The sequence below is a fragment of the Azospirillum endophyticum genome (genome assembly GCF_016595245.1).
In the GTDB taxonomy this organism is placed as follows: domain Bacteria; phylum Pseudomonadota; class Alphaproteobacteria; order Azospirillales; family Azospirillaceae; genus Azospirillum; species Azospirillum endophyticum.
The window spans coordinates 93,800-115,149 of record NZ_JAENHM010000073.1; the positions used below are offsets into that span (position 1 = coordinate 93,800).

Sequence of the window (21,350 nt, forward strand, 5' to 3'; positions counted from 1 at the left end):
CCGGGGGCTCGTCACCCCCGCCTTCCGCGACGGACCAGGGCGTCGGGGGTGAAGTCTTCCTGCTGCAGCGGAGCGCCGAAGACCGGCGGGGCCAGACCATTGTCCAGGCCGCGGGCGGCATAGCGGTCGGCGGTCAGGTCGAAGACGAATTCCACCGCCGGCACCAGGGCCGGAACCTGCCAGTGCGGCAGCGGATGCGCCTCGGCGTAGCGGAGAAGGTCGCCTTTGCCGTTGTAATGCTCCGACGCCAGGATCTGCCAGCTGTCCTCGTCCAGGTAATAGGTGCGGTCGGGCAGGGCATGCTGGAAGTTCGGCTTCAGCCGGGCGTCGACGACCCAGACCCGGTGCATCTCATAGCGCAGGAACTGCGGGTTGGGATGGCCCGGCCACAGGATGTCCCGCATCGTCAGGTTGGGATTGGACAGCCGGTGGGCATTGTAGGGCATGTACATCTCGCGCCGCGTCACCAGCGTGTAGTCGAAGCGGTCGAGCGCGCCGCCGAACATGTCCAGCATGTCGGCGGTGCAGATGCCCGCCGTTACCGGGTCCGGCGTGTCATAGGCGAAGCCGGGCGCCGGTGTCACCCGGCCCCGCTCCCCCTCCCGCGCCCAGGCGCGGGTGCGCGTCGCGACCGGGTCGAGGGTTCCCTGGACGATCAGGCTGCCGCCGGCCTGCTCCTTCGGCTCCAGGATGGTGCGGCGATAGAGCAGCGGCGGTGCGGCCATGTCCCCGGCGGCATAGGGGGAGGCGAACTCCTCGCGCAGCTTCGTCTGGCTGCGGGTGCCGTCGCCGGACTGGACCACCGTCAGGCTGGTGCGCGATACGCTCCCGCCGCGCCAGCGCAGCTTGTGGTTCCACATCGCCTGGACGCCGTTGGCCGGGATGGGGAAGGGCATCCCGACCGCGGCGTCGCGCAGCGCCAGCCCGTTCTCTCCCAGCTTGGCGCGGTCGGCATTCGCCAGCGAGGCGTCATAGATGCGCTGGGGCGCCGCGGCACTGCGGCGGCAGGGAAACAGCGCCAGTTCGAAGCTTTCCGGGAATTTCGCCAGCAAGGCCTGTTGCCCGGCGGTCAGCCGCAGCTTGTAGCGCTCGACGTCGGCGGCACCGACGGTGAACCAGCGGACATCCTCGATGTAGGGGTCGGGCGACGGGCGGCCGGGCACATAGCCACGCGGCGGCTCGGTCAATCCGCCGGTCCAGGTCGGGATCGCCCGCGTGCGGTTGCCTGCCCGCACGGCGCCGAACGGTGTCAGCTCCTCGCCCAGCCGCGGCACCCCGACAGCGCGTGCGGCATCGGGCGGAGCGTCTTGTGCCGATGCCCCGGTCGTGGAGGTGACGGCCGTCGTGGCGGCTGCACCCAGCAACAGGCCGAGAGCCTGCCGCCGATCGGGACGGAACGCCATCGGGCCGCTCATGCCGTCGGCCGCTCCGTGCCGGCCAGTTCCCGTTCGATGGCGCCGCAGGTCGCGGTGAAGGCGTCGCGCAGCCGATCGGCCGCCGTCGTCAGCAGGGCATGCGGGGCGCCCTCCGCCGCGGCTTGCTCCAGAACGCGCGCGGCCTCCGCCAACGGCTTGGCGCCGGCATTGCGGGACGACCCCTTCAGATTGTGGGCGCAGGCCCGCACCCAGTCGCGATCGCCATTGCCCAACGCCGTGCCGAGGTCGTCGATCACTCCGCGCCCGATGGTGACGAAATCGGCCAGCAGCTCCGCCAGCATCGCCGCGTCGCCGCCGCACAGCGCGCGCAGGTTGCCGAGTTCGACCAGCAGGTCCCGATCCGCAAGGCGGCCGGCGGACGGTCCCGGTGGAACCGGAGGAGACGGCGGTGGAACGTCATCGGCCGAAACCGGCGGCATCCAGCGCGAGAGCGTCATCGCCAGTTGCGACAACTCCAGCGGCTTGCTCAGCACATCGTCCATGCCGGCCGCGCGATAGCTTTCGATGTCGGCCGGTGCGGCATTGGCGGTGATGGCGACGATCGGGAGGCGGCCCGTGCCGGCGGCGGCCTCGTCGCTGCGGATCCGCCGGGTCAGTTCGAATCCGTCGACCTCGGGCATCTGGATGTCGGTCAGCAGCAGGGCGTAGCGGTGCCGGGGCTGCCGATCGAGCGCCGCCAGCGCCTCCGCCCCGCCGGTCGTCATTTCCACGGCATAGCCCAACCCCAGCAACTGCATCAGCAGGACCTTGCGGTTCACCGGATTGTCTTCCGCCACCAGGATCAGTTGCCCCTGGTCCATCGCCTCCGCCACGCCGGGCGGGCAGGCGGCGGTGCCGGCCGTGGTCCCCGCAGCGGCGGGAGGGGAAAAGGGACGGGGCAAGACGGGCGGGGAATGGGGCGGGGCGGCCTTCCGGGGAGGTTGGCGCCCCGCGGCGACGGCGACCGCACGCAGAAATGCCAGCCGCCGCAGCGGTCGGCTCAGCATCAGGGGGCCGGGGTCCAGTCCCTGCCCAGCGGACGCGGGAGAGGCGCTTGGCATCCCGTTGCCGTCGTGGCAGAGCAGGACCATCGGTGGCCGGGCCTCGCCGCTGCGGCGTCCCGGTTCCGCGGGCGCATGGGCGCCGCCGGGGATGTGCAGTCCCTCGTCGATGGTGACGACGTCGACGGCAAAGCCGGCTTCGCGCGCGATGCGGGCCTGGGCCGCCAGTTCGGGCGGGGAGGCGGCGGGCAGCGCCCGGGCGCCGGCCTGCTCCAGATAGCGGGCGAGAAAGCCGCGTTCCGTATCGTCGGGCACGCCAAGCAAGACCGTCAGCCCATCCAGCTCGACGGTATCCTGAGGCGCCGTCGCCGATTGGGGCGCCGCGGCACCGGCCAGCGGCAGGCGCAGCCAGAAGGTGGAGCCGGCGCCGGTCTCGCTCTCGACCCCGATCTCGCCGCCCATCAGCTCCGCCAGCCGCCGGCTGATCGACAGTCCCAACCCGGTGCCGCCGAAGCGCCGGGTGGTGGAGCTTTCCGCCTGGGTGAAGGGTTGGAACAGGCGCGGGAGCATGGTCTCGGCGATGCCGATGCCGGTGTCGCACACGCTGATGCGCAGCACAGGCTCCGCCTTCTTCTCCGGCGCAGCCGGTTCGAGTTCGGCGCGCAGCACGACGCGGCCGGCCTCGGTGAACTTGATGGCGTTGCCGGCCAAATTGAACAGGATCTGGCGCAGCCGCACCGGATCGCCCAGCAAAGCCTGCGGAATTGCCGGGTCCACATAGGTCAGCAGCGCCAGTCCTTTGGTCCCGGCGGCGGGCGCCAGGGCTTCCGCCACCCCTTCGACCAGGGCTGAAACCGATAGCGCCTCCCGTTCCAGGTCCAACTTCCCGGCCTCGATCTTCGAGAAATCCAGGATGTCGTCGATGATCCGTAGCAACGCATTGGTCGACTCGCGCATGGTACCGACGGTGTCGCGCTGCTGCTCGTCCAGCTCCGTCCGTTCCAGCAGGCCCAGCATTCCCAGCACCCCGTTCATCGGCGTCCGGATCTCGTGGCTCATGGTGGCGAGGAAGGCGGACTTGGCCTTGGTCGCCTCCTCCGCCTGCTCGCGGCTTTCGCGCAGCTCGCGCGTGCGCTCCGCCACCCGGGTTTCGATCGACTGGATCTGCTCGAATGCGCGCAATGCCGCGATCACGGCGGTGACCAGGCTTTCCGCCGACAGGTCGGCCTTCGGCTTGTAGTCGTTGATGTCGTAATCGACGATCACGTCGCGCTGGGGTGCCTGACCGGGCTGGCCTGTGCGCAGGATGATCCGGACGTCACGGTTTCCCAGCTCGTCGCGGATCCAGCGCACCAGCTTCAGGCCGGAATCGTCCTCCTCCATCATCACGTCCAGCAGGATCACGGCGACGTCGCGCCTGTGTTCCAGCAGGGTGCGGGCGTCCGCCGCGGTGAAGCAGCCGATGAGGTCCAGCCGCCGCCGCTGGAAGGTGACGTCGGTCAGCAGCAGCCCGGTCATGGAATGGATGTCGGACTCGTCATCCACCACCAGGACGGGCCAGGGCGGTGCCGACGAAGCGCCCTGGCCCGCGCGCGCGGCCGCCTCCTCGCCGGCACCGGGCGCGGAACCGTCCTCCTCGTCGGCGAACAGGATCTCGTCGTCGTCGGCGCCGGTGCTCATGCGGGGTCGGTCTCCAGCGATACGGGCGTCGGCGCAGGGCCGGGGACAGGGTGGGGCGATTGCGGGTTGGCGGCGATCTTCGGGATGCGCAGGGTGAAGGTAGTTCCATCGCCGGGAACGCTGTCAACCGAGATCCGTCCGCCCAGCGACTGGGTGGTCAGATTGAACACGATGTGCAGCCCCAGCCCGCTGCCGCCCGCGCCGCGCCGCGTGGTGAAGAAGGGTTCGAAAACCCTGGGCAGGTTTTCCGCGGCGATGCCGATCCCATCGTCGGCGAAGCGGATCTCCACTTCGCCTTCCGCCGCTTCGTCTACGTCGATGACCATGTGTCCCCTGCTGTCGGCCGGAAAGGCGTGGGTCAGCGCGTTCATCATCAGATTGGTCACCACCTGGCTCAGCGCGCCGGGGAAGCTGTCCATGACGATGCCGGGCGAGCAGGCGACGGCGACCCGATGGGGGCTCTTGCGCAGGGTGGGGCCGAGCGAGGTCACCACCTCCTCCAGATAGGCCAGCAGGTCGAAGCGGCGCCTCTCCTCGCTGGTCTGATCGACGGCGACCCGCTTGAAGCTCTGGATCAGCTCGGCCGCGCGGGTCAGGTTCTGCTCGATCAGGCGGGAGGACTCGCCGGCGGTGGCGACATAGGCGGCAAGGTCGGATTTTCTCATCGTCCCGCGCTCGAACGCCTCGGCCAGCATCGCGGTCCGACCCGACAGATGGGTGGCGCAGCCGAAGGCGATGCCGATGGGAGTGTTGATCTCGTGCGCGACCCCCGCCACCAGCAGGGCGAGCGAAGCCATCTTTTCCGCCTGCACCAGACTGGCCTGGGTCTCCTTCAGGTCGGCATAGGCGTGTTCCAACTGCTGCATCGCATCGAAGATCTCCTCGGCCGACCGGGCTTCCACCGTCACGTCGGTCAGGGTGCGGACGAAGCCGCCCTCGGGCAACGGGTTGGTGCGTATCTCGACGATGCGGCCGTCGCGGCGGCGGCGCTTGAAGGTGAAGGGCTGCCCGATCGCCCCGGACGCGTTGCCCGGAGGGGCGGCCGATCCGCCGGCATGGCCGGCTTCCCCGCCTTCCGTATCGAGCCCGTAGTTCAGATGCAGGTCGGGATCGTCGGCCATCTCGCCGAATTCGCCCCCATGGCGCTGGATCGCCACCAGTTCGGCGAAGCGCGGAGTGCCGGCGAGGACCTCCGGCGGAATGTTCAGCAATTCGGCGGCCCGGCGGTTCGCCGTCACCACGCGCCCATTGCCGTCGACCTTGATGATGCCCTGGTCGGTGTTGTCCAGCGTGACCTGCAGCACATTGCGTTCATGAGCCAGATCCAGTTCCGCCTGCACCCGTTCGGTGACGTCGGACATGGTTCCGGTCAGGCGCAGGGCGCGGCCGTCGGGATCGCGCTGGGCGGTGGCACGGTCCTCGATCCAGGCCCATCGGCCATCGCGCCGCCGCATGCGGTAGACGGCGGCGTAGGCCATGGCGCGGTCACGCAGCCGCCGCCGCGACTCGGCCATCACCCGCTCCACCTCGTCGGGATGCAGGAGCGAGGACCAGGTCGCCGAGGTCATCGGCAGTTCGGTTTGTCCGTAGCCGAGCAGGGTCGGGAATTCCTTCGACCACCAATATTGCCCGCTGTGCAGGTCATAGTCCCAGACGGAGGAGCGGGTGGCGGTGATCGCCAATGCCAGCCTTTGTTCGCTCTTGCGCAACGCGGCCTCCTCCTGCCCCAGCCGGGCGAGCATGGCGTTGTGCGCCTGGATCACCCGCCCCAGTTCGTCGGCCGCCCGCCAGTCCACCGGCCGGTGTCCACCGCCCCGTTCGGATTCCAGGATGGAAGCGATCAACCGTCCCAGCGGCCGCCCCACCGTCAGCCGCAATGCCGTCAACGCCGCCGCGATGGTGCCGCCCAGCGTCAGCAGAAGCAGGACGGCGGTGTTCACCATCTCCTGCCGGAGCTGTTCGCGCGCGACGTCTTGGCTGTAATGCAGGGTGATGGTGCCGATCTGGAGGTTCTGCACCCGGATCGGCCGCCGCTCGATGCGCGTGCCGTCATCAGCCGGGCAGTTCGCTCCCGGCCAGGCGAACAGGCCGCCGGCCAGATCGTCGCTCACCTCGATGCAGACCAGCTCCCGGTTGGCACCGATGGCCTGGATGACGTTGCGGATGGTCTGGACGTCGAAGGTCCACAGAGTGTTCGACAGCGCGGCGGCGTTGATGTCGGCGATGGTCGCTACCTTTTCGCGCAACGCCGCCTGCAGATCCTTGTAGCGGTCATGGAAGAACAGGGTCGAAAACAGCGAAACGGCGACGACCAAGCTCGGCACCAGGATCAGCAGGAACTTGGCCGATACCGTCGGGATCCGTCGCCACGCCTCAGCGATCCTGGTCATGCATTGACGTTCCGGACGTTCGTTGGTGAGAGCAGGTGGCGCTCGGCGGGATGTCTGGTGTGGGCTGCGCCCGGCACGCTCGCCGTCCTAAGCAGGTTTGTCCAGATCGGGCCACAGGCCCGGCCTGGAGAAACCTGCGGATTCTATGGTTTTGCAGGTTTTCCGAGCCCGCCCATCTGTGGGCGGAGTTCGGAAAACCTGCTTAGAGCCTTCTACCGTGTCGGGGGAGCCTCGTCCACCGGCGCGAGGCCTGGAAAGACGCATGGGAGGAGACGATGCGCGCATTGGAAAATGCTGCGAAGCGGCATAATCGACTATTGAGGTATTGGGATATGCTGAACTACCATGCATAGGTGAGGGAGCATGGTTTCACGCGCTTGTGTGGGACTGCCAGGACAGTGGATCGGTTGAGAGGACTCATGGATTTCCAGGCGACAGATACAGGCGACACGACCGAGGTCAGGCTGATGGGCCGCCTGGAGTTCACGGATCATGACCGGCTGCGTGACATCGTCGGGCTGGTTGAGCGGTCCGATATGGCACGTTTCGTCATTGATCTGTCGGCATTGGAGTTCATCGACTCCGCCGGCCTCGGCATGCTGCTGATCCTTCAGGAGGAGACCGAGACCCGCAACGTCAGGATGATCGTCCAGGGTGCCGCAGGCGACGTGAAGCGGTCGATCGACCTCGCCCGGCTGGGCGAGATCATCACCATAGCCTCCTGAAAGGCCGGTCTCTGTCCCAGGGGAGTCCGCCGTATGGACGCCATCCGACATGATCACACCGCCGACCCGGCTTTCCGGAGCTTCAGCCTGTTGCGCGACCGGGTGCCTGCCGACATGGCCGCCCGCGTCGCGGCGCGCTTCGGCGGAACGGCAGGGGACGAGGGGGACGGTCCGGCGGTGCCGGCCGGACACGTGGCCGCCCGGATGGTGGAAGCGTTGCTGATGGGGCAGGCGAGCCGCGACCGGCTGCGCGCCGCCTTCGACCTCGCCCCCGCCCTGATGGTGGAGTTGGGGGAGGGCGCCGACGAGACCGCGGCCCTGCTGGACGACTGGTCGGGTGCGCCGGCGGCCGACCTTCCGAACCTGCCCGGATTCTATCTGTCGCTGACCACCGCCACCGCCTATGGCCTGCAATGCCCGGTGCTGGTCTGCGACGAGCTGGTGCGGCGCGGCGTGCTGGATCCGCAACGCCGCTCGACCGTGGAGCTTTGTCTGCATGAAGCCGTCGCCAATGCCATCGTCCACGGCAACCTCGGCCTGTCCAGCGCGGTCAAGAGCGAGCCGGGCGGCTACCGCCGTTTTAGCGAGATGATGCGCGACCGGCTGGGCGACCCCGCCGTGGTGCGGCGGCGGCTGGATATCTTCTGCCGCTGGAACGAGCGCGGCATCGCCATCGCGGTGGTGGACCAGGGCGGCGGCTTCGATGCCGAGGCGACTCCCGCGATCGCCGGAAACGATGCGCGGTCGGGACGCGGATTCGTCTTCATGCGCACGCTGGCCTCTCGGGTAACGGTGACCGACGGCGGGCGCTGCACCGTCCTGCAATTCGACCGCTGACGGGACACGCCTCCATGGCCGTGCGCGCCCTGTCGCTGTCGGACTGCCGCGTCCTGATCGTGGACGACAACGAATTCAATCGAAAATCGCTTGCCCTGGTGATCCGCCGCGCTGGCATCACCGACATCGCCTTCGCCGAGAACGGGCGGGAGGGGCTGGCGGCCGTCGACCGGTTCCGGCCCGACCTCGTCCTGCTCGACGTCGACATGCCGGTCATGAACGGCTTGGAGATGTGCGAGACGCTGCGCCGCAATGCCGCCCATGAGCAGCTTCCGGTGCTGTTCCAGACGGCGCTGGACAGCGACGAGGAGCAGGTGCGGTGTTTCGAGGCCGGAGGCAACGATTTCATCTCCAAGCCGATCAAGCCCGGCGAATGCGTGGCCCGCGTCCGCCACCAGTTGGAAAAGCGCAAGCTGTTCACCGACCTCGCGGCCTTCCGCGAGCGGGTCCAGCGCGAGTTGACGCATGCCCGCGCCATGCAGACGTCGCTGCTGCCGGAGAGTCGGCGGCTGACCGAGGTGGCGGACCGCTACGGTCTGACCCTGGATGCCCATTTCGAGACGTCGTCGGAACTGGGTGGCGATTTCTGGGGGCTCTATCCTCTGGGCGACCGCCGGCTCGGGCTGCTGATGGTCGATTTCGCCGGGCACGGCATCACGGCGGCGATCAACACCTTCCGTCTGCACACGCTGATCGACCGCTTGCCCATGCAGCACATGGCGCCGTCGCAATGGCTGGTGCAGTTGAACGCCGCGCTGAAGGACGTGCTGCCGACGGGGCAGTTCGCCACCGCCTTCTTCGGCATCCTCGATCTTGCCACCGACCTGTTGACCTTCGCCGCAGCGGGCTCGCCCAACCCGGTGCTGGGGACGCCGGCCGCCCCCGGGGGCGATGGCCCACGCATCCGCCTTCTCGACTCGGCCGGTCTGGTGCTGGGCGCCTCGCGCCGGGCGCAGTATGTCGACCAGAGCCATCGCCTGCCGCGCGGCGGCTTTCTGTTCCTGTACAGCGACGCCCTGATCGAATGCGGCGGCGACGAACTCGGTCCGCTGGGGCAGGACGCCGTTCCGGATTTCGTCCGCGATGCGCTGGCCCGCGACCGCCAGCATCCGCTTCGTCCGATGATGGAGGATTTCTACGCCCGTGCCAGCCTGCCGCTGCGCGACGACCTGACCGCCGTCTGGGCCGCCAGACGGGCATGAGGGATGTGGGCGTCAGGGAGCGAACTGTTCCTTCAGGATCCGCTCCTCGAAGTTCAGCTCTGGGTCGAACAGCAGGGTCAGGCCGACGTCGCGGCATTCCTGCATCTCGACCCGCAGGACCTCGCGCACCTCGGTGAAGTCGGCGACGGCGCTGACCGGGCGCTTGGTTTCCTCCAGCACGTCGAAGCAGATGCGGGCGGCATGGGGAAGCAGGGCGCCGCGCCAGCGCCGCGGGCGGAAGGCGCTGATCGGGGTCAGGGCCAGCACTCCGGCGTTCAGCGGTATGATCGGTCCATGGGCCGACAGGTTGTAGGCGGTGCTGCCGGCCGGCGTCGCCACCAGGGCGCCGTCGCAGATCAGTTCCGGCAGCCGCACCACCCCGTCGATGGTGATGCGCAGCTTGGCCGCCTGCCGAGTCTCGCGCAGCAGCGAGACCTCGTTGATGCCCAGCGCCTCCACCCGTTCGCCATTGACCCGGGTCGCCACCATGCGCAGCGGATGCAGGCGGACATGCTGGGATTCCACGATGCGCTCGGCCAGATCCTCCTCGCGGTAGGCGTTCAGCAGGAAACCGACCGACCCGCGATTCATGCCGTAGACCGGCGTCGGCCGTTCCCGGTTGCGCGTCAGTGCACGATGCAGCGTTTCCAGCAGGAAGCCGTCGCCGCCCAGCGCCACGATCACGTCGGCCTCGTCCAGGGTGGCGTTGCCGTAGCGATGGACAAGCCGGGTGCGGGCGGCGCGTGCCTCGTCCGTGTCGGCACAGGCGAAGGCGATGCGCAGCGCGTCGGGCGCAGGCAGCAGGGGCGCCTGCTCATCTGCGGTCTGAGGGACGGCGGGTGCAGTGAGGGCCTGCGTGGCGGCGGGATCGGTCATGGCGCGACCATACCCCAGTCCGACCTTCGCGCAAAAGTATCGCGCGGTGACGATGTGACGCAAAAGGGCGCTTTCGCGGGGAGGGCAACGAAAAGGGGGCCGCGAACGGGCCCCCTTTTTTACGATGTGAAAGCTATGGCCGGCTTACTCGACCATCTCCGACACCATTTCCTCATCGTCGTCGCCAGCGGTGCGCTTCGGCCTGTTGCCTTCGGTATACTCGAAGGCCGGCTTGTCGTCCTTGACGGTGACCTTGACCAAGCCGCCCTTGCTGAGCTTGCCGAACAGCAATTCCTCCGCCAGCGGCTTCTTGATGTACTCCTGGATGACGCGCCCCAGCGGACGGGCACCGTAGAGCGGGTCGTAGCCCTTCTTGCCCAGCCACTCCCGCGCCTCTTCGTTCAGCTCGATGGACACGCCGCGGTCTTCCAGCTGCGCTTCCATCTGCATGATGAACTTGTCGACCACGCGGTTGATCACCTCCTGCGTCAGCGGGGCGAAGGGAATGATCGCGTCCAGGCGGTTGCGGAACTCCGGCGTGAACATCTTCTCGACCGCTTCGATGTCCTCGCCGACCCGGCGGTCACGCTCGAAGCCGATGGCGGGCTTGGCCATGTCGGCAGCCCCGGCATTCGAGGTCATGATCAGGATGACGTTGCGGAAGTCGACGATCTTGCCGTTGTGATCGGTCAGCTTGCCGTGGTCCATGATCTGCAACAGGATGTTGAACAGATCCGGGTGGGCCTTCTCGATCTCGTCCAGCAGCAGCACGCAGTGCGGGTGCTGGTCGATGGCGTCGGTCAGCATGCCGCCCTGGTCGAAGCCGACGTAACCCGGAGGAGCGCCGATCAGGCGCGACACGGTGTGCCGCTCCATGTATTCGGACATGTCGAAGCGGGTCAGCTCGATGCCGAGCGTCATGGCGAGCTGGCGGGCCACCTCGGTCTTGCCGACACCGGTCGGGCCGGTGAACAGGTAGTTGCCGATCGGCTTCTCGGGCTCGCGCAGGCCGGCACGCGCCAGCTTGATCGCGGAGACGAGGTTGTCGATCGCCTTGTTCTGGCCGAAGACCATGGTCTTCAGGTCGCGCTCCAGGTTCAGCAGCGTTTCCTTGTCGTCGCGGCTGACCGACTTCGGCGGGATGCGGGCGATCTTGGCGACCACCGCCTCCACGTCCTTCACGCCGATCTTCTTGCGGCGCTTGTTCTCCGGCAGCAGCATCTGCGCGGCGCCGACCTCGTCGATGATGTCGATCGCCTTGTCCGGCAGCTTGCGGTCGCCGATGTACTTGGCCGACAGCTCCACCGCGACGCGGATGGCGTCGTTGGTGTAGGTGACCTTGTGATGCTTCTCGTAGTAAGGCTTCAGGCCCTGAAGGATCTTGATCGCGTCCTCGACCGACGGCTCGTTGACGTCGATCTTCTGGAAACGCCGGACCAGCGCCCGGTCCTTCTCGAAGTAGCTGCGGTATTCCTTGTAGGTCGTCGAGCCGATGCAGCGCAGCGAACCGGAAGCCAGCGCCGGCTTCAGCAGGTTCGAGGCATCCATCGCGCCGCCCGAGGTGGCGCCGGCGCCGATCACCGTGTGGATCTCGTCGATGAAGAGGATGGCCCCCTCCGTCGCCTCGAGTTCGGACACGACGGCCTTCAGCCGCTCCTCGAAGTCGCCGCGGTAGCGCGTGCCGGCCAGCAGCGAGCCCATGTCGAGCGCGAAGATGGTGGCGTTGCGCAGCACTTCCGGCACTTCCTGCTGGACGATGCGGCGGGCGAGGCCCTCGGCGATGGCGGTCTTGCCGACGCCGGGATCGCCGACGTAGAGCGGGTTGTTCTTCGACCGCCGGCACAGGATCTGGATGGTCCGTTCGACCTCCTGCTCCCGGCCGATCAGCGGGTCGATCTTGCCGCCGCTGGCCTTCTTGTTCAGATTGACGCAATACGCATCGAGCGCTTCGCTGCCTTTTTTCACGACCTTCTCCGCCGCCGCCTCGTCGTCAGCGCCCGAGACACGCTTTGTTTCCGAGCGGCCCGGAGCCTTCGCGATTCCGTGAGAGATGTAGTTGACCGCGTCGAACCGGGTCATCTCCTGCTCCTGCAGGAAATAGACTGCGTGGCTCTCGCGTTCAGAGAACAAGGCGACGAGCACATTTGCTCCCGTCACCTCCTCACGTCCCGACGACTGGACGTGGATGGCCGCACGCTGCAGAACCCGCTGGAAACCAGCCGTCGGCTTGGCGTCGTCGGGTCTGTTCGTGATAAGGTTCGCCAGTTCGTTGTCGAGGTAATCCGACAGTTCCGCGCGCAGTCGGTCGAGATCGATCCCGCAAGCGCGCAAGACGGCGGTAGCATCGGAGTCTTCGGTCAACGCGAGAAGCAGATGTTCGAGCGTCGCGTATTCATGCCTGCGCTCGTTCGCGTGGGCCAGGGCTCGGTGCAGCGTCTGTTCCAGGTTACGCGACAGCATGTGTGGGTCTAATCCTTTTCTAACGTGCATTGCAGCGGATGCTGGTTCTGGCGCGCAAAGTCCATCACCTGCGTGACTTTCGTCTCCGCCACCTCGTAGGTGAACACGCCGCACAACCCCACACCCCGCCGGTGCACATGCAGCATGATCTGGGTCGCTTCCTCCCGCGATTTGCTGAAGAAGCGTTCGAGAACGAGAACGACGAACTCCATCGGAGTATAATCGTCGTTCAGCATCAAGACCTTATACATCGACGGCTTCTTGGTCTTTGGCTTGGCCTTGACGACCACGCCGCTGTTTGTGCCGTCGTTGCCCTGCTTGTCAGAGTCGGCCATGGTCCCAGTCGAATGTCATCGCGATGCACTGTGTTCAGGAATGATATGGTCATTTCGGGCGCGGTGGGAAGGGGCCGTTTTCGGTCTCCCTCCATTTGGCAGGCCCTCCTTTGGTCCGGTCGGCCTTCCGCCACCCCGAAATAGGAGAGACCTCTTCCAGCCGGGCCGCAATCGGCGGGAAACCCTATGCCCCTTTGCCGGGCATGCCTGCCGTCCGCCGGCCGCACTCCCGGGCCCGCATGCAAAACGGCCCGGCATCCCTGTCCGGGATGCCGGGCCGTCGCGATACGGTCCCGAAGGTGGGCAGGGGATGCCCGCCGGTCAAGCCGTTCAGGCGGCGACCGGCTTCTTCGACAGGGCCTCGACCGTGGCATTGACGCGGGCGCTCAGCGGGGCCAGCGCCTCGTTGGCGATCTTGACGGTCAGCTCCTGCAGCTTGGTGCTTTCCGACACCAGCGCATCGATGCTGGACTTGGTGTAGGCGTTCTGCAGCTCGACCAGTTCCTTGATCGTCTTCACCGCCAGCAGGGCCTTGGCGTTCGACACGCCCTTCTCCAGCGAGGACTGGGTGAAGGCGGCGACCTGCTTGCCGGCCTCTTCCGCGCCCTTGGCGACGACGGTGCCGGACTTCACGAGCGCATCGACATTCTCCTTGGTGAGAACGGTCAGCTCGTCATAGCCCTTCAGCACCTGGGCGGAGGCCTTCTCGATCTGCTCCTGCTGCGCCTTCACCAGACCTTCCAGGTTCTGCTTGGCGGTGGCAACGGCGTCTTCGACGGACTTGGTGACGGCGGCGATCTGATCGGACATGGCTATGCTCCTCACGCTCTCTCAAGGGGGTGGCCGCGCGGCCCCGACGATGCGGCAACCCGGCGCGGACTGGATTTCCACTCCTCGGACCCCGGTAGGACGGGCGCCCGAAGTATGCTGCACTGCAACATAAGGCGAATATATGGAACGCCGGAGAGCGAGTCAATGGGAATTGTGCGGTGCACAAAACCTCGGAACGTGTAGGAGGCGGGATCGCTGAACGCAAACGGCCCGGCAACCAGTTGGGTTGCCGGGCCGTCCGGGCCTTGGGGATCAAGGCTGATCCCCGGATGTCGCATGCCGTGCGATCAGGCGGCGATCGGCTTGGAGAAGGTTTCCACCGTGGCGGTGACGCGGGCGTTCAGCGGGGCCAGCGCGTCGTTGGTGACCTTGGTGGTCAGCTCCTGCAGGCGGCTGGTCTCGGCCAGCATCGAGTCGAAGCTGGACTTCAGGAAATCGTTCTGCAGTTCCACGACTTCCTGCAGGGTCTTGGCGGTCAGCAGCGCCTTGCCGGTGGTGATCGTCTTGTCCAGCGCCGACTGGCCATAGGCGACGACCTCACGGCCCAGATCCTCGGCGCCCTTGGCGGCGATGGTGCTGCTGGCGATCAGGGCCTCGACGTTGGCCTTGCCGGTGGCCTGCAGGTCCTCATAGCTCTTCAGCAGTTGGGCGGTCGTCTTCTCGAACTGTTCCTTGGCGGCGGTCGCGGTCTGCTCGAACTGCTTGACGGTCTGCTCCTGGCCCGCCTTCACCAGGCCTTCATACTGTTCCTTGGCCTGGGCGGCGACGTTCTCGAGCGACTTGGGCGTGAACTGGTTCATGATGTGCGTTCCTTCCTGGCTGATGCCGGCATTTGGAGAGGGAGCCCTGCCGCCGCGAAGCGTGGCACGAAGCCTGCCGGCAGCGGTGTGCGTTGCGTTTTTTATGTTGTGCAGCCGTTACCGCGGATCTCCTGGAAGGCGCGAGGCAGGACCAGGAAATGCTGCACTGCAATATGAGGATTTTATGGACTAAGCACGGGGCGGTGTCAACTATCCGTTCGGCGAGTGCCGGGCCTACCCTGTTGCCTCGGTCCCGCCCCGCGATTGCGCGATGTTGCGGTTGGGGCGTCGCCGTCGCCGCCGCTGTCCGGCACGGGGGCCGCGGAACCGACGGCAAGTCTTTGACGAGGTATGCTCTTAACGAAGACTTTACCGGCGCTGGGACAAGTGTAGCGTGGCCGCGGGCGGGATTCGCTTCGGCCAATGGTCAGGTGCGGCGCTTGGACGCGCCGCGCCTGACCATCCGCTCTTCCGGCCGCATCCACGGGACCATTTCGATCATGACCTACTGCCTTGGCATCAAGACCCGCGACGGCCTGATCGGTCTGTCGGACGGCCGAATCACCAGCGGATCGCAACTCTCGTCGGCGCGCAAGGTGACGATGATGGGCAGCGGCAGCGACCGCTTCTTCATCATGAATTCCGGCCTGCGCAGCGTGCGCGACAAGACGCTGGCCTATCTGCGCCGCGACATGCAGAAGCGCCGCGGCGAGGCCTATGGCACCATGCTGGACGCCGTATCGGCCTTCACCGCTTGCCTGCGGCAGGTCGCCACGGAGGACCGGGAGGCGCTGGAGGCATCCAAGCTGCATTTCAACCTCCATGCCATCATCGGCGGCCAACTGGCCGAAGATCGCGAACCCTACATGTTCCTGATCTATCCGGAGGGCAACTGGATCGAGGTGGACGAGCGGACGCCCTACCTGTCGATCGGCGCCACCGCCTACGGCAAGCCGATCCTCGACCGCGCCCTGACCTATGGCACCGACATGCAGACGGCGCTGAAGCTGGCCTATCTGTCCTTCGACAGCACGCGCTTCTCGACGAACGACGTCGGTTTTCCCATCGACATGGTGTCCTACCATGCCGACTCGCGCAGCTGGCGCCAGTCGAACTACGACTATGACGACCTTGGCGAACAGCGCCAATGGTGGAACCGCAATTTGACGGAGCTGGCCCGCCGCATGCCGGACGGCCCTTGGGTCGAGACGCTGGTCCCTGAAGAGATGCGCCCGCGCCAGCCCGCCGAAGAGGCGGTTTGAGGGCGGTTCACTCTCCCGGAAGGGCGCTCAGCAGCAGCGCCCCGAAGGGAGCGGTCGGTCCGATCAGCCCGTCGCGGCCCAGCTGAATTTCGAAGAAGATCCCGCCGTCGGCCAGTCGACCGGAAGCGGGCAGGGTGCGCGGAGCGTCCTCCGGCTCCGGCAGGCCGGGGAATGCGACGCCGGTCGGGTCGATGCCGCGCAAGATCTCGGGGAAGAGGGCGTCGGTGAACCGGCTCGACGGGTAGGGGTAGGCGGTGAAGAACCACTGTCCGGCCCTGCAGCCGTTGATCAGCCAATAGAAGCCGTTGGACGGCAGCCGAAGCCCCTGTGGCGGCGGATCGAACGCCCCGTCGTCGCGCAGTCGGCCAATGAAGCTGTCATACTGCGCCGAAGTCAGCTGCAGCGTCGCCGTACGGCCGCGCGCCGCGGAGAAGGGGTCGGCCAGCGTCATGCGGGCGAGGTCGGTCGCCTCGATCACATGCGCCTCCACCGCAGCACCGCCCTGCTCGGCATCGCCAACGATGTCATAGGTGCGCACATGGCGGTTGTAGTCGGCATTGAAGATCAGGCGGAAGCGGTCGGCGCCGTCCTTGCCGCAGCGCGACCGCAGATCGTCGCCGTTCAGATAGCTGAACCAGGTCAGCTTGCGTGCCAGCGGATTGTCCGTCGGCCCGATCGAGCCGCAGCCGGTGAGCGCCAGCAGGGAAGCGGCCAGGGCCGCCGTGACGGTGGCACGGGGGAAAAAGGCTGCCGGAACGGTTCTTCGGTGACCACGGCTCATTGTCGCTTGCCTCGCGTCGGCGGCCCCTGGTAGGTGGAGAACGGAGGGCGTGTCGGCAAGGCCCGGCATGCGGACTTCGGCGGGCTTGGGCCTGCCGCTTGGCGGCGGTAACCCGACTGCCCCGGTCCCAGCCCTTCCGCCGTGCCGTCCCCGCCGTTCCTTATCCCTCGTCATGCAGGACCCGCGATTTTGGCCACAGAAACTGCGAAAAGCCAAAGCAGTAAATTAACGAATTCATGCTAGACACTGATTTCGCACGAATTTAACATTGAACCAAGCACCAAGATCTAGCGGTTGGCGGGGCCATCATGAGTGTAACGCGCAACACCGTTCGTAACGGATTGTTTCCGTTCGCCTTTCGTGCGGGGGATGCGGCCGGCGGGCGGAGTTCGGCGGGTATGGGGCGCCATTTGTTCGCGGCGGCGGCGCTGTTGGGCATGGTGGCCGCAGGCTGCGGCCTGTCCGCGGCGGAAGCCTTGGCGGCCAAGGCCGCCGCCATCGTGGTCGATGCCCGGACCGGGCAGGTTCTGATCGACCAGGATGCCGACGCGATCACCCATCCGGCGTCGCTGACCAAGATGATGACCCTGTACCTGACCTTCGACGCGCTGGAGGATGGCCGCCTGACCCTCGACCAGCAGCTCCCGGTCTCGTCCTGGGCGGAGAGCATGTCGCCGACCAAGCTCGGTCTGCGGGCCGGCCAGTCGCTGAAGGTGGAGACCGCGATCCTCGGCCTCGTCACCAAGTCGGCCAATGACGCCGCGGTGGTGCTGGCGGAGGCGCTGGGCGGCACCGAGTCGCGCTTTGCCGAGATGATGACGCGCAAGGCCCGCGAACTGGGCATGCGCCACACCGTCTACCGCAACGCGTCCGGCCTGCCGAACATGGAGCAGGTGACGACCGCCCGCGACTATGCGGCGCTGTCCCGGGCGCTGATGCGCGACCATGCTAGGTACTACCCCTATTTCAGCCGGCGCAACTTCGTTTATGGCGGCCGCACCCTGCCCAACCACAACCGTCTGATGTCCCGCTACGAGGGAATGGACGGCATCAAGACCGGCTACACCGTCGCGTCCGGCTTCAACCTCGCCGCCTCGGCGGTCCGGGACGGGCGGCGTCTGGTCGGCGTGGTGCTGGGCGGCAAGTCCGCCGTGTCGCGCGACGACAAGATGGCTGCCCTGCTTGATCAGGCCTTCGGCCGGCCCAACCGGGGCCGTGACGACGAAGCGGTGATGGCGAGCCTCGACACCAGCCGTTCCGACGCCATCGACGGCGAGGGGGACGACGATGACGATGAAGAGCCGGTGGTGAAAGCCAAGCCCGTCCGCGCCTCCTTGCAGACGGCTGCGCAGACGGCTGCCGTCCCTGCCGCGGTTCCGGCCGCCCCCGTGAGGGAGGAGAAGGCGACCCGGGGTGCTTCCACGCATTGGGGCGTCCAGGTCGGTGCCTTTTCCAGCAAGGCGGCCGGCAACAAGGCGGTGTCGCAGGCGGTCAAGCAGGCACCCTTCCTGCTGCGGACGGCCAAGTCCAGCGTGACCGAGGCGAAGGCCGGCAAGGAGACCGTCTATCGGGCGCGCCTGACCGGCCTGGACGAGAAGGACGCTCGCAAGGCCTGTGCCGTGCTCACCAAGCATGGTCACCACTGCGTCGCCGTTTCGCCCGGCGAGCGGGGCTGATGTCAATCGCCGCCGCCGGTCGGGGTTAACTCCCGCCGGCGGCGGCGCGGCGTTCCAGGAATTCCAGGGCCGGCGCCAGAATACCGGCCAACTCGCTGGCCCGGCGTGCCGGATCGGCGCCCGGCCGTTCCAACTCCCCTTCCAGGGCACGGGCTGCCCGGCGCAGGGCGAGGCAGCCATACTGCCCCGACACTCCGGCGATCTTGTGGGCCATCGCCCCGGCGGTCGCCATGTCGCCGGCCGCAAGGGCCTCGTCAAGGACCAGCCCATGCCGGCGCAGCACCGTGGCCGCTTTGCCGATCAGTTCGGCGGCGCGGGCGGCTGGCAGCATCTCCCGCATCGTCGTGATCGCGTCTTCGTCGAAAGCCGGTTCGGTTGCCGGCGACGCTGCCGGCGACCTGCCATCCAGCGCCGTGGACAGGACGTCCAGCCGCAGCGGCTTCGTGAGAATGCCGTCGGCGCCGCACTCGTCACAGCGGCTGCGGCCTTGCGCGGTGGCGCTGGCGGTCAGCATCAGGATGCGCGGGGCGGCACCGTTCGGCTGCCGGCGGATGGCACGGACCGCGTCGTCCCCCGGCAGGCCCGGCAGGCCGAGGTCCATCAGGATGAGGTCGAAGGCGTTTCCCGCAGCCGCCGCGACAGCGGTCGGGCCATCCTCCACCGCCACCACCCGATGGCCGGCACGCTCCAGCAGGGCGCGCGCGGCGAGGCGGGTAACCGTCTCGTCCTCCGCCAGCAGGATGTGCAAGGAGGGCGCCGTGCCCCTGTGGTCCGCCGGCATGCCGGTCCGCCCTTCCCGGTTGACGTGGAGGCATAGTCTACCGTGTTCCGTGCCGATGCGCATCCATGCGGTCGGGCAGGGGCGGGCAGGCAGCGGCAGCCGGGCAGACAATGGCCGGACGGCGGCGCATGCGTCACACGGTGGGCGAGGCCTGGGTGAACATCGGGTCCTCGATCCGGTGCAGGCGGCCGGCGCCGGTCATCGCGGCGCGCAGCAGCAGGGTCTTGCGCCGGGCGGCGGCGAGCTTGGTGACCGGCGCTTCGCGCAGGATTTCCGCGCCGTAGGCGTCGGCGACGATCAGCCCGCAATCCTCCGGGATCAGCTCGGTCGGAAAGCCGTCATCCACGGCAAAATAAAAGGCATCGCACCATTCGCGATACTCTTGCCATTTCTGATCGGACCGGAAGTCGGGGACGCCGCTTTTCACCTCGACGATCAGGATGCTGCCGCCATCGTCGATGGCGAGCACGTCGGCCCGCCGCCCGCTCGCCAGCCGGAACTCGGTCAGGCTGGCATAGCCGCGGGTCGCCAGCGCCCGACGGACACCACGGAAGATCGGCAGGGCTCCGCTTAACGGCAAGCCCGGCTCGTCATGGGATGCCTTAACGGCGATATCGTCGCTCATGGCGTGGTGCCACCATCAGGAATGAACAGGCAAAACGGGAACGCTTCGGGAACGCTATCCGCACAATGACCTGTCGACGGTCTGGCGCCAAGGGGCAAAAGGTGGGTGGCGACCCCGCCTCGTCACGGAATGCCGGAGCGGTTCAGTGCGGGAGGACGATCGTTGGCAAGGGGGACGGGCGGCATCGGCCGCGCGGCAGGCTGCGCGCGGCGGGGAAGATCAGCACGACGGCGGTTCCCACGCCGGGCTGGCTGGTCAATTCGAGCCTGCCGCCATGCATCTCCACCAGCCGCTTGACGATCGGCAAACCCAGCCCGGTCCCGCGGGAATTGCGGGCGATGGTGGAGTCCGGCGGCTCCAAAGGGTGGAGGATGCGCGGAAGGTCGGCGGTCGGAATGCCGACGCCGGTGTCCGCCACCATCAGCCCGATCCCGCCATCGGGCATCAGGTGACCGGTCAGGACCACCTCGCCGCCCGGGGGTGTGTGGGTGACGGCGTTGGACAGCAGGTTGGTCAGCATCTGGGTTAGCGCCTGGGCGTCGCCCTGCAGCAGCGGCAGGGCCGACGGTATTTCTCGGCGCATGCGCACCTCGCCCTCCGCCGCCGCCTCCCGCAGGGCGGAGACGACCGCCAGCGACAGCGCATCGAGGTCCACCCCTTCTTCGGCCATCGGCATTCCGCCGCTGTCCAGGCGGGACAGTTCCAGGATGTCGTCGATGAGCGCCAGCAGATGGCTTCCCGCATCGCGGATGTCGCCGGCATAGCTGCGGTAGCGCGGATTGCCCAGCGGTCCGAACGCTTCCGACAGCAGCATCTCCGAAAAGCCCAGCACCGCGTTCAGCGGCGTGCGCAGTTCGTGGCTCATCTGGGCTAGGAAAGCGCTTTTGGCGCGGCTGGCACTTTCCGCTTCGTTGCGCGCGGCATGCGCCTCCGCCTCGCGGAGGCGCAATCGCTCCTCGTTCAGCTTCTGCTCGGTGACATCGGTGTAATGGACCAGCACGCCACCGGGCACCGCATATTCGCGGCTGAGCAGCCAGCGGCCGTCGGACAGCGGCAACATGACCGGCGATTCCAGCCGGCGGTGGCGTTCCAGCCGGGCCGCCAGCCAGGCGGCGCGCTCCGCTTCGGTGGTTAGGCGCGGATCGGCGAGGGCGAAGCTGCGGGCCAGTTCCTCGAACGGCACGCCGGGAACCAGCAGGTCGGCCAGCGTGGGCAGATCTGTCTTCAGCCGGCCGTTGGCGTGGACCAGCCGGTCCTCATGGTCGAAGACGGCGAAGCTCTCGGCGCTGTGCTCCAGCGCCGCAGCCAGGGTTTCCACCGACAGCTCGGTCAGGGAGGGGCCGAGGTCGGTCAGGACGGCGCACACGCCGCCGGGGGCCGGCCCGGCGGTCACGCGCCAGCGCACCGGCGCATCCTCGCGCCGTGCCGCGACGATGCGTTGCACCGGGCCATGCAGGGCGTCGGCCAATGTTTCGAACAGGCCTGGGCAGGCGGCATCGGTGCCGCTGCCGCGCAGCCGCTGCCCTGCCAGCCCGCGGATGCCGAGCAGCCGCTCCGCCGCCGGATTGGCGGAATGCCATTCCAGATCGGTCAGCAGGCCGGTGCGATCGTGATGTGCCCTGAACAGTGCGACGGCGTCCGGCAACTGCAGCATGGCGGCCAGCAGCGGGTCG

The 21,350-nt window shown here is 67.6% G+C and carries 17 protein-coding genes; 5 read left to right on the plus strand and 12 right to left on the minus strand.

Features of this window, described 5'->3' with window-relative positions:
* Positions 1-11: 11 nt before the first annotated feature.
* From JHL17_RS27375 to JHL17_RS27385, 3 genes are read right to left on the minus strand one after another with little or no spacing between them, the layout of a single operon-like run.
* Positions 12-1,415, minus strand: coding sequence for a DUF1329 domain-containing protein (locus JHL17_RS27375; protein WP_200197829.1), 1,404 nt, complete (start codon positions 1,413-1,415; stop codon positions 12-14).
* On the minus strand, positions 1,412-4,096 hold the full coding sequence (locus tag JHL17_RS27380) for a response regulator (protein WP_200197830.1): 2,685 nt from the start codon (positions 4,094-4,096) through the stop codon (positions 1,412-1,414). The genes JHL17_RS27375 and JHL17_RS27380 overlap by 4 nt, the downstream gene beginning before the upstream one ends.
* Positions 4,093-6,486, minus strand: coding sequence for an ATP-binding protein (locus JHL17_RS27385; protein WP_200197831.1), 2,394 nt, complete (start codon positions 6,484-6,486; stop codon positions 4,093-4,095). The genes JHL17_RS27380 and JHL17_RS27385 overlap by 4 nt, the downstream gene beginning before the upstream one ends.
* 407 nt (positions 6,487-6,893) lie before the next feature.
* Here JHL17_RS27385 and JHL17_RS27390 point away from each other — a divergent pair, with 407 nt between their 5' ends.
* Genes JHL17_RS27390 through JHL17_RS27400 form a run of 3 tightly spaced genes read left to right on the plus strand, consistent with a single transcriptional unit; the run spans position 6,894 to position 9,250 of the window.
* Positions 6,894-7,211: an STAS domain-containing protein gene (locus JHL17_RS27390; RefSeq protein ID WP_247893856.1), complete on the plus strand. Its 318-nt coding sequence runs from the start codon at positions 6,894-6,896 to the stop codon at positions 7,209-7,211.
* Between the two features lie 33 nt (positions 7,212-7,244).
* Entirely contained in the window at positions 7,245-8,048 is an 804-nt protein-coding gene (locus JHL17_RS27395; protein ID WP_200197832.1) for an ATP-binding protein, read from the plus strand.
* Positions 8,049-8,062: 14 nt separating this feature from the next.
* Positions 8,063-9,250: a PP2C family protein-serine/threonine phosphatase gene (locus JHL17_RS27400; protein ID WP_200197833.1), complete on the plus strand. Its 1,188-nt coding sequence runs from the start codon at positions 8,063-8,065 to the stop codon at positions 9,248-9,250.
* A gap of 12 nt (positions 9,251-9,262) precedes the next feature.
* Here the strand turns inward: JHL17_RS27400 and JHL17_RS27405 are convergent, their stop codons facing one another.
* The 5 genes from JHL17_RS27405 to JHL17_RS27425 all read right to left on the minus strand — a co-directional run bounded on the left by JHL17_RS27405 (position 9,263) and on the right by JHL17_RS27425 (position 14,552).
* The gene (locus tag JHL17_RS27405; RefSeq protein ID WP_247893857.1) at positions 9,263-10,126 is read right to left on the minus strand and encodes an NAD kinase; all 864 of its coding nucleotides are present in this window, start codon (positions 10,124-10,126) and stop codon (positions 9,263-9,265) included.
* 144 nt (positions 10,127-10,270) lie between these two features.
* Positions 10,271-12,586, minus strand: coding sequence for an ATP-dependent Clp protease ATP-binding subunit ClpA (clpA, locus tag JHL17_RS27410; RefSeq protein WP_200197834.1), 2,316 nt, complete (start codon positions 12,584-12,586; stop codon positions 10,271-10,273).
* Positions 12,587-12,594: 8 nt separating this feature from the next.
* Positions 12,595-12,921: an ATP-dependent Clp protease adapter ClpS gene (gene clpS / locus JHL17_RS27415; protein WP_014246998.1), complete on the minus strand. Its 327-nt coding sequence runs from the start codon at positions 12,919-12,921 to the stop codon at positions 12,595-12,597.
* Positions 12,922-13,251: 330 nt separating this feature from the next.
* A complete protein-coding gene (locus tag JHL17_RS27420) occupies positions 13,252-13,731 on the minus strand; it encodes a phasin family protein (RefSeq protein ID WP_200197835.1) in 480 nt (159 codons plus the stop codon).
* Between the two features lie 308 nt (positions 13,732-14,039).
* The gene (locus tag JHL17_RS27425) at positions 14,040-14,552 is read right to left on the minus strand and encodes a phasin family protein (RefSeq protein WP_200197836.1); all 513 of its coding nucleotides are present in this window, start codon (positions 14,550-14,552) and stop codon (positions 14,040-14,042) included.
* 440 nt (positions 14,553-14,992) lie between these two features.
* Here JHL17_RS27425 and JHL17_RS27430 point away from each other — a divergent pair, with 440 nt between their 5' ends.
* A complete protein-coding gene (locus JHL17_RS27430) occupies positions 14,993-15,814 on the plus strand; it encodes a proteasome-type protease (protein ID WP_247893858.1) in 822 nt (273 codons plus the stop codon).
* A gap of 7 nt (positions 15,815-15,821) precedes the next feature.
* Here JHL17_RS27430 and JHL17_RS27435 read toward each other — a convergent pair whose 3' ends face one another.
* Positions 15,822-16,595, minus strand: coding sequence for a hypothetical protein (locus JHL17_RS27435; RefSeq protein WP_247893859.1), 774 nt, complete (start codon positions 16,593-16,595; stop codon positions 15,822-15,824).
* Positions 16,596-16,993: 398 nt separating this feature from the next.
* Here JHL17_RS27435 and JHL17_RS27440 point away from each other — a divergent pair, with 398 nt between their 5' ends.
* On the plus strand, positions 16,994-18,271 hold the full coding sequence (locus tag JHL17_RS27440) for a D-alanyl-D-alanine carboxypeptidase (protein ID WP_200197837.1): 1,278 nt from the start codon (positions 16,994-16,996) through the stop codon (positions 18,269-18,271).
* Between the two features lie 25 nt (positions 18,272-18,296).
* Here JHL17_RS27440 and JHL17_RS27445 read toward each other — a convergent pair whose 3' ends face one another.
* The 3 genes from JHL17_RS27445 to JHL17_RS27455 form a co-directional block, all read right to left on the minus strand.
* On the minus strand, positions 18,297-19,052 hold the full coding sequence (locus JHL17_RS27445) for a response regulator (RefSeq protein WP_247893860.1): 756 nt from the start codon (positions 19,050-19,052) through the stop codon (positions 18,297-18,299).
* Positions 19,053-19,185: 133 nt separating this feature from the next.
* Positions 19,186-19,677, minus strand: a complete 492-nt coding sequence (locus tag JHL17_RS27450; protein ID WP_200197838.1) for an MmcB family DNA repair protein — start codon at positions 19,675-19,677, stop codon at positions 19,186-19,188.
* Between the two features lie 142 nt (positions 19,678-19,819).
* Positions 19,820-21,331: a PAS domain-containing sensor histidine kinase gene (locus tag JHL17_RS27455; protein WP_211113572.1), complete on the minus strand. Its 1,512-nt coding sequence runs from the start codon at positions 21,329-21,331 to the stop codon at positions 19,820-19,822.
* Positions 21,332-21,350 lie beyond the last annotated feature (19 nt).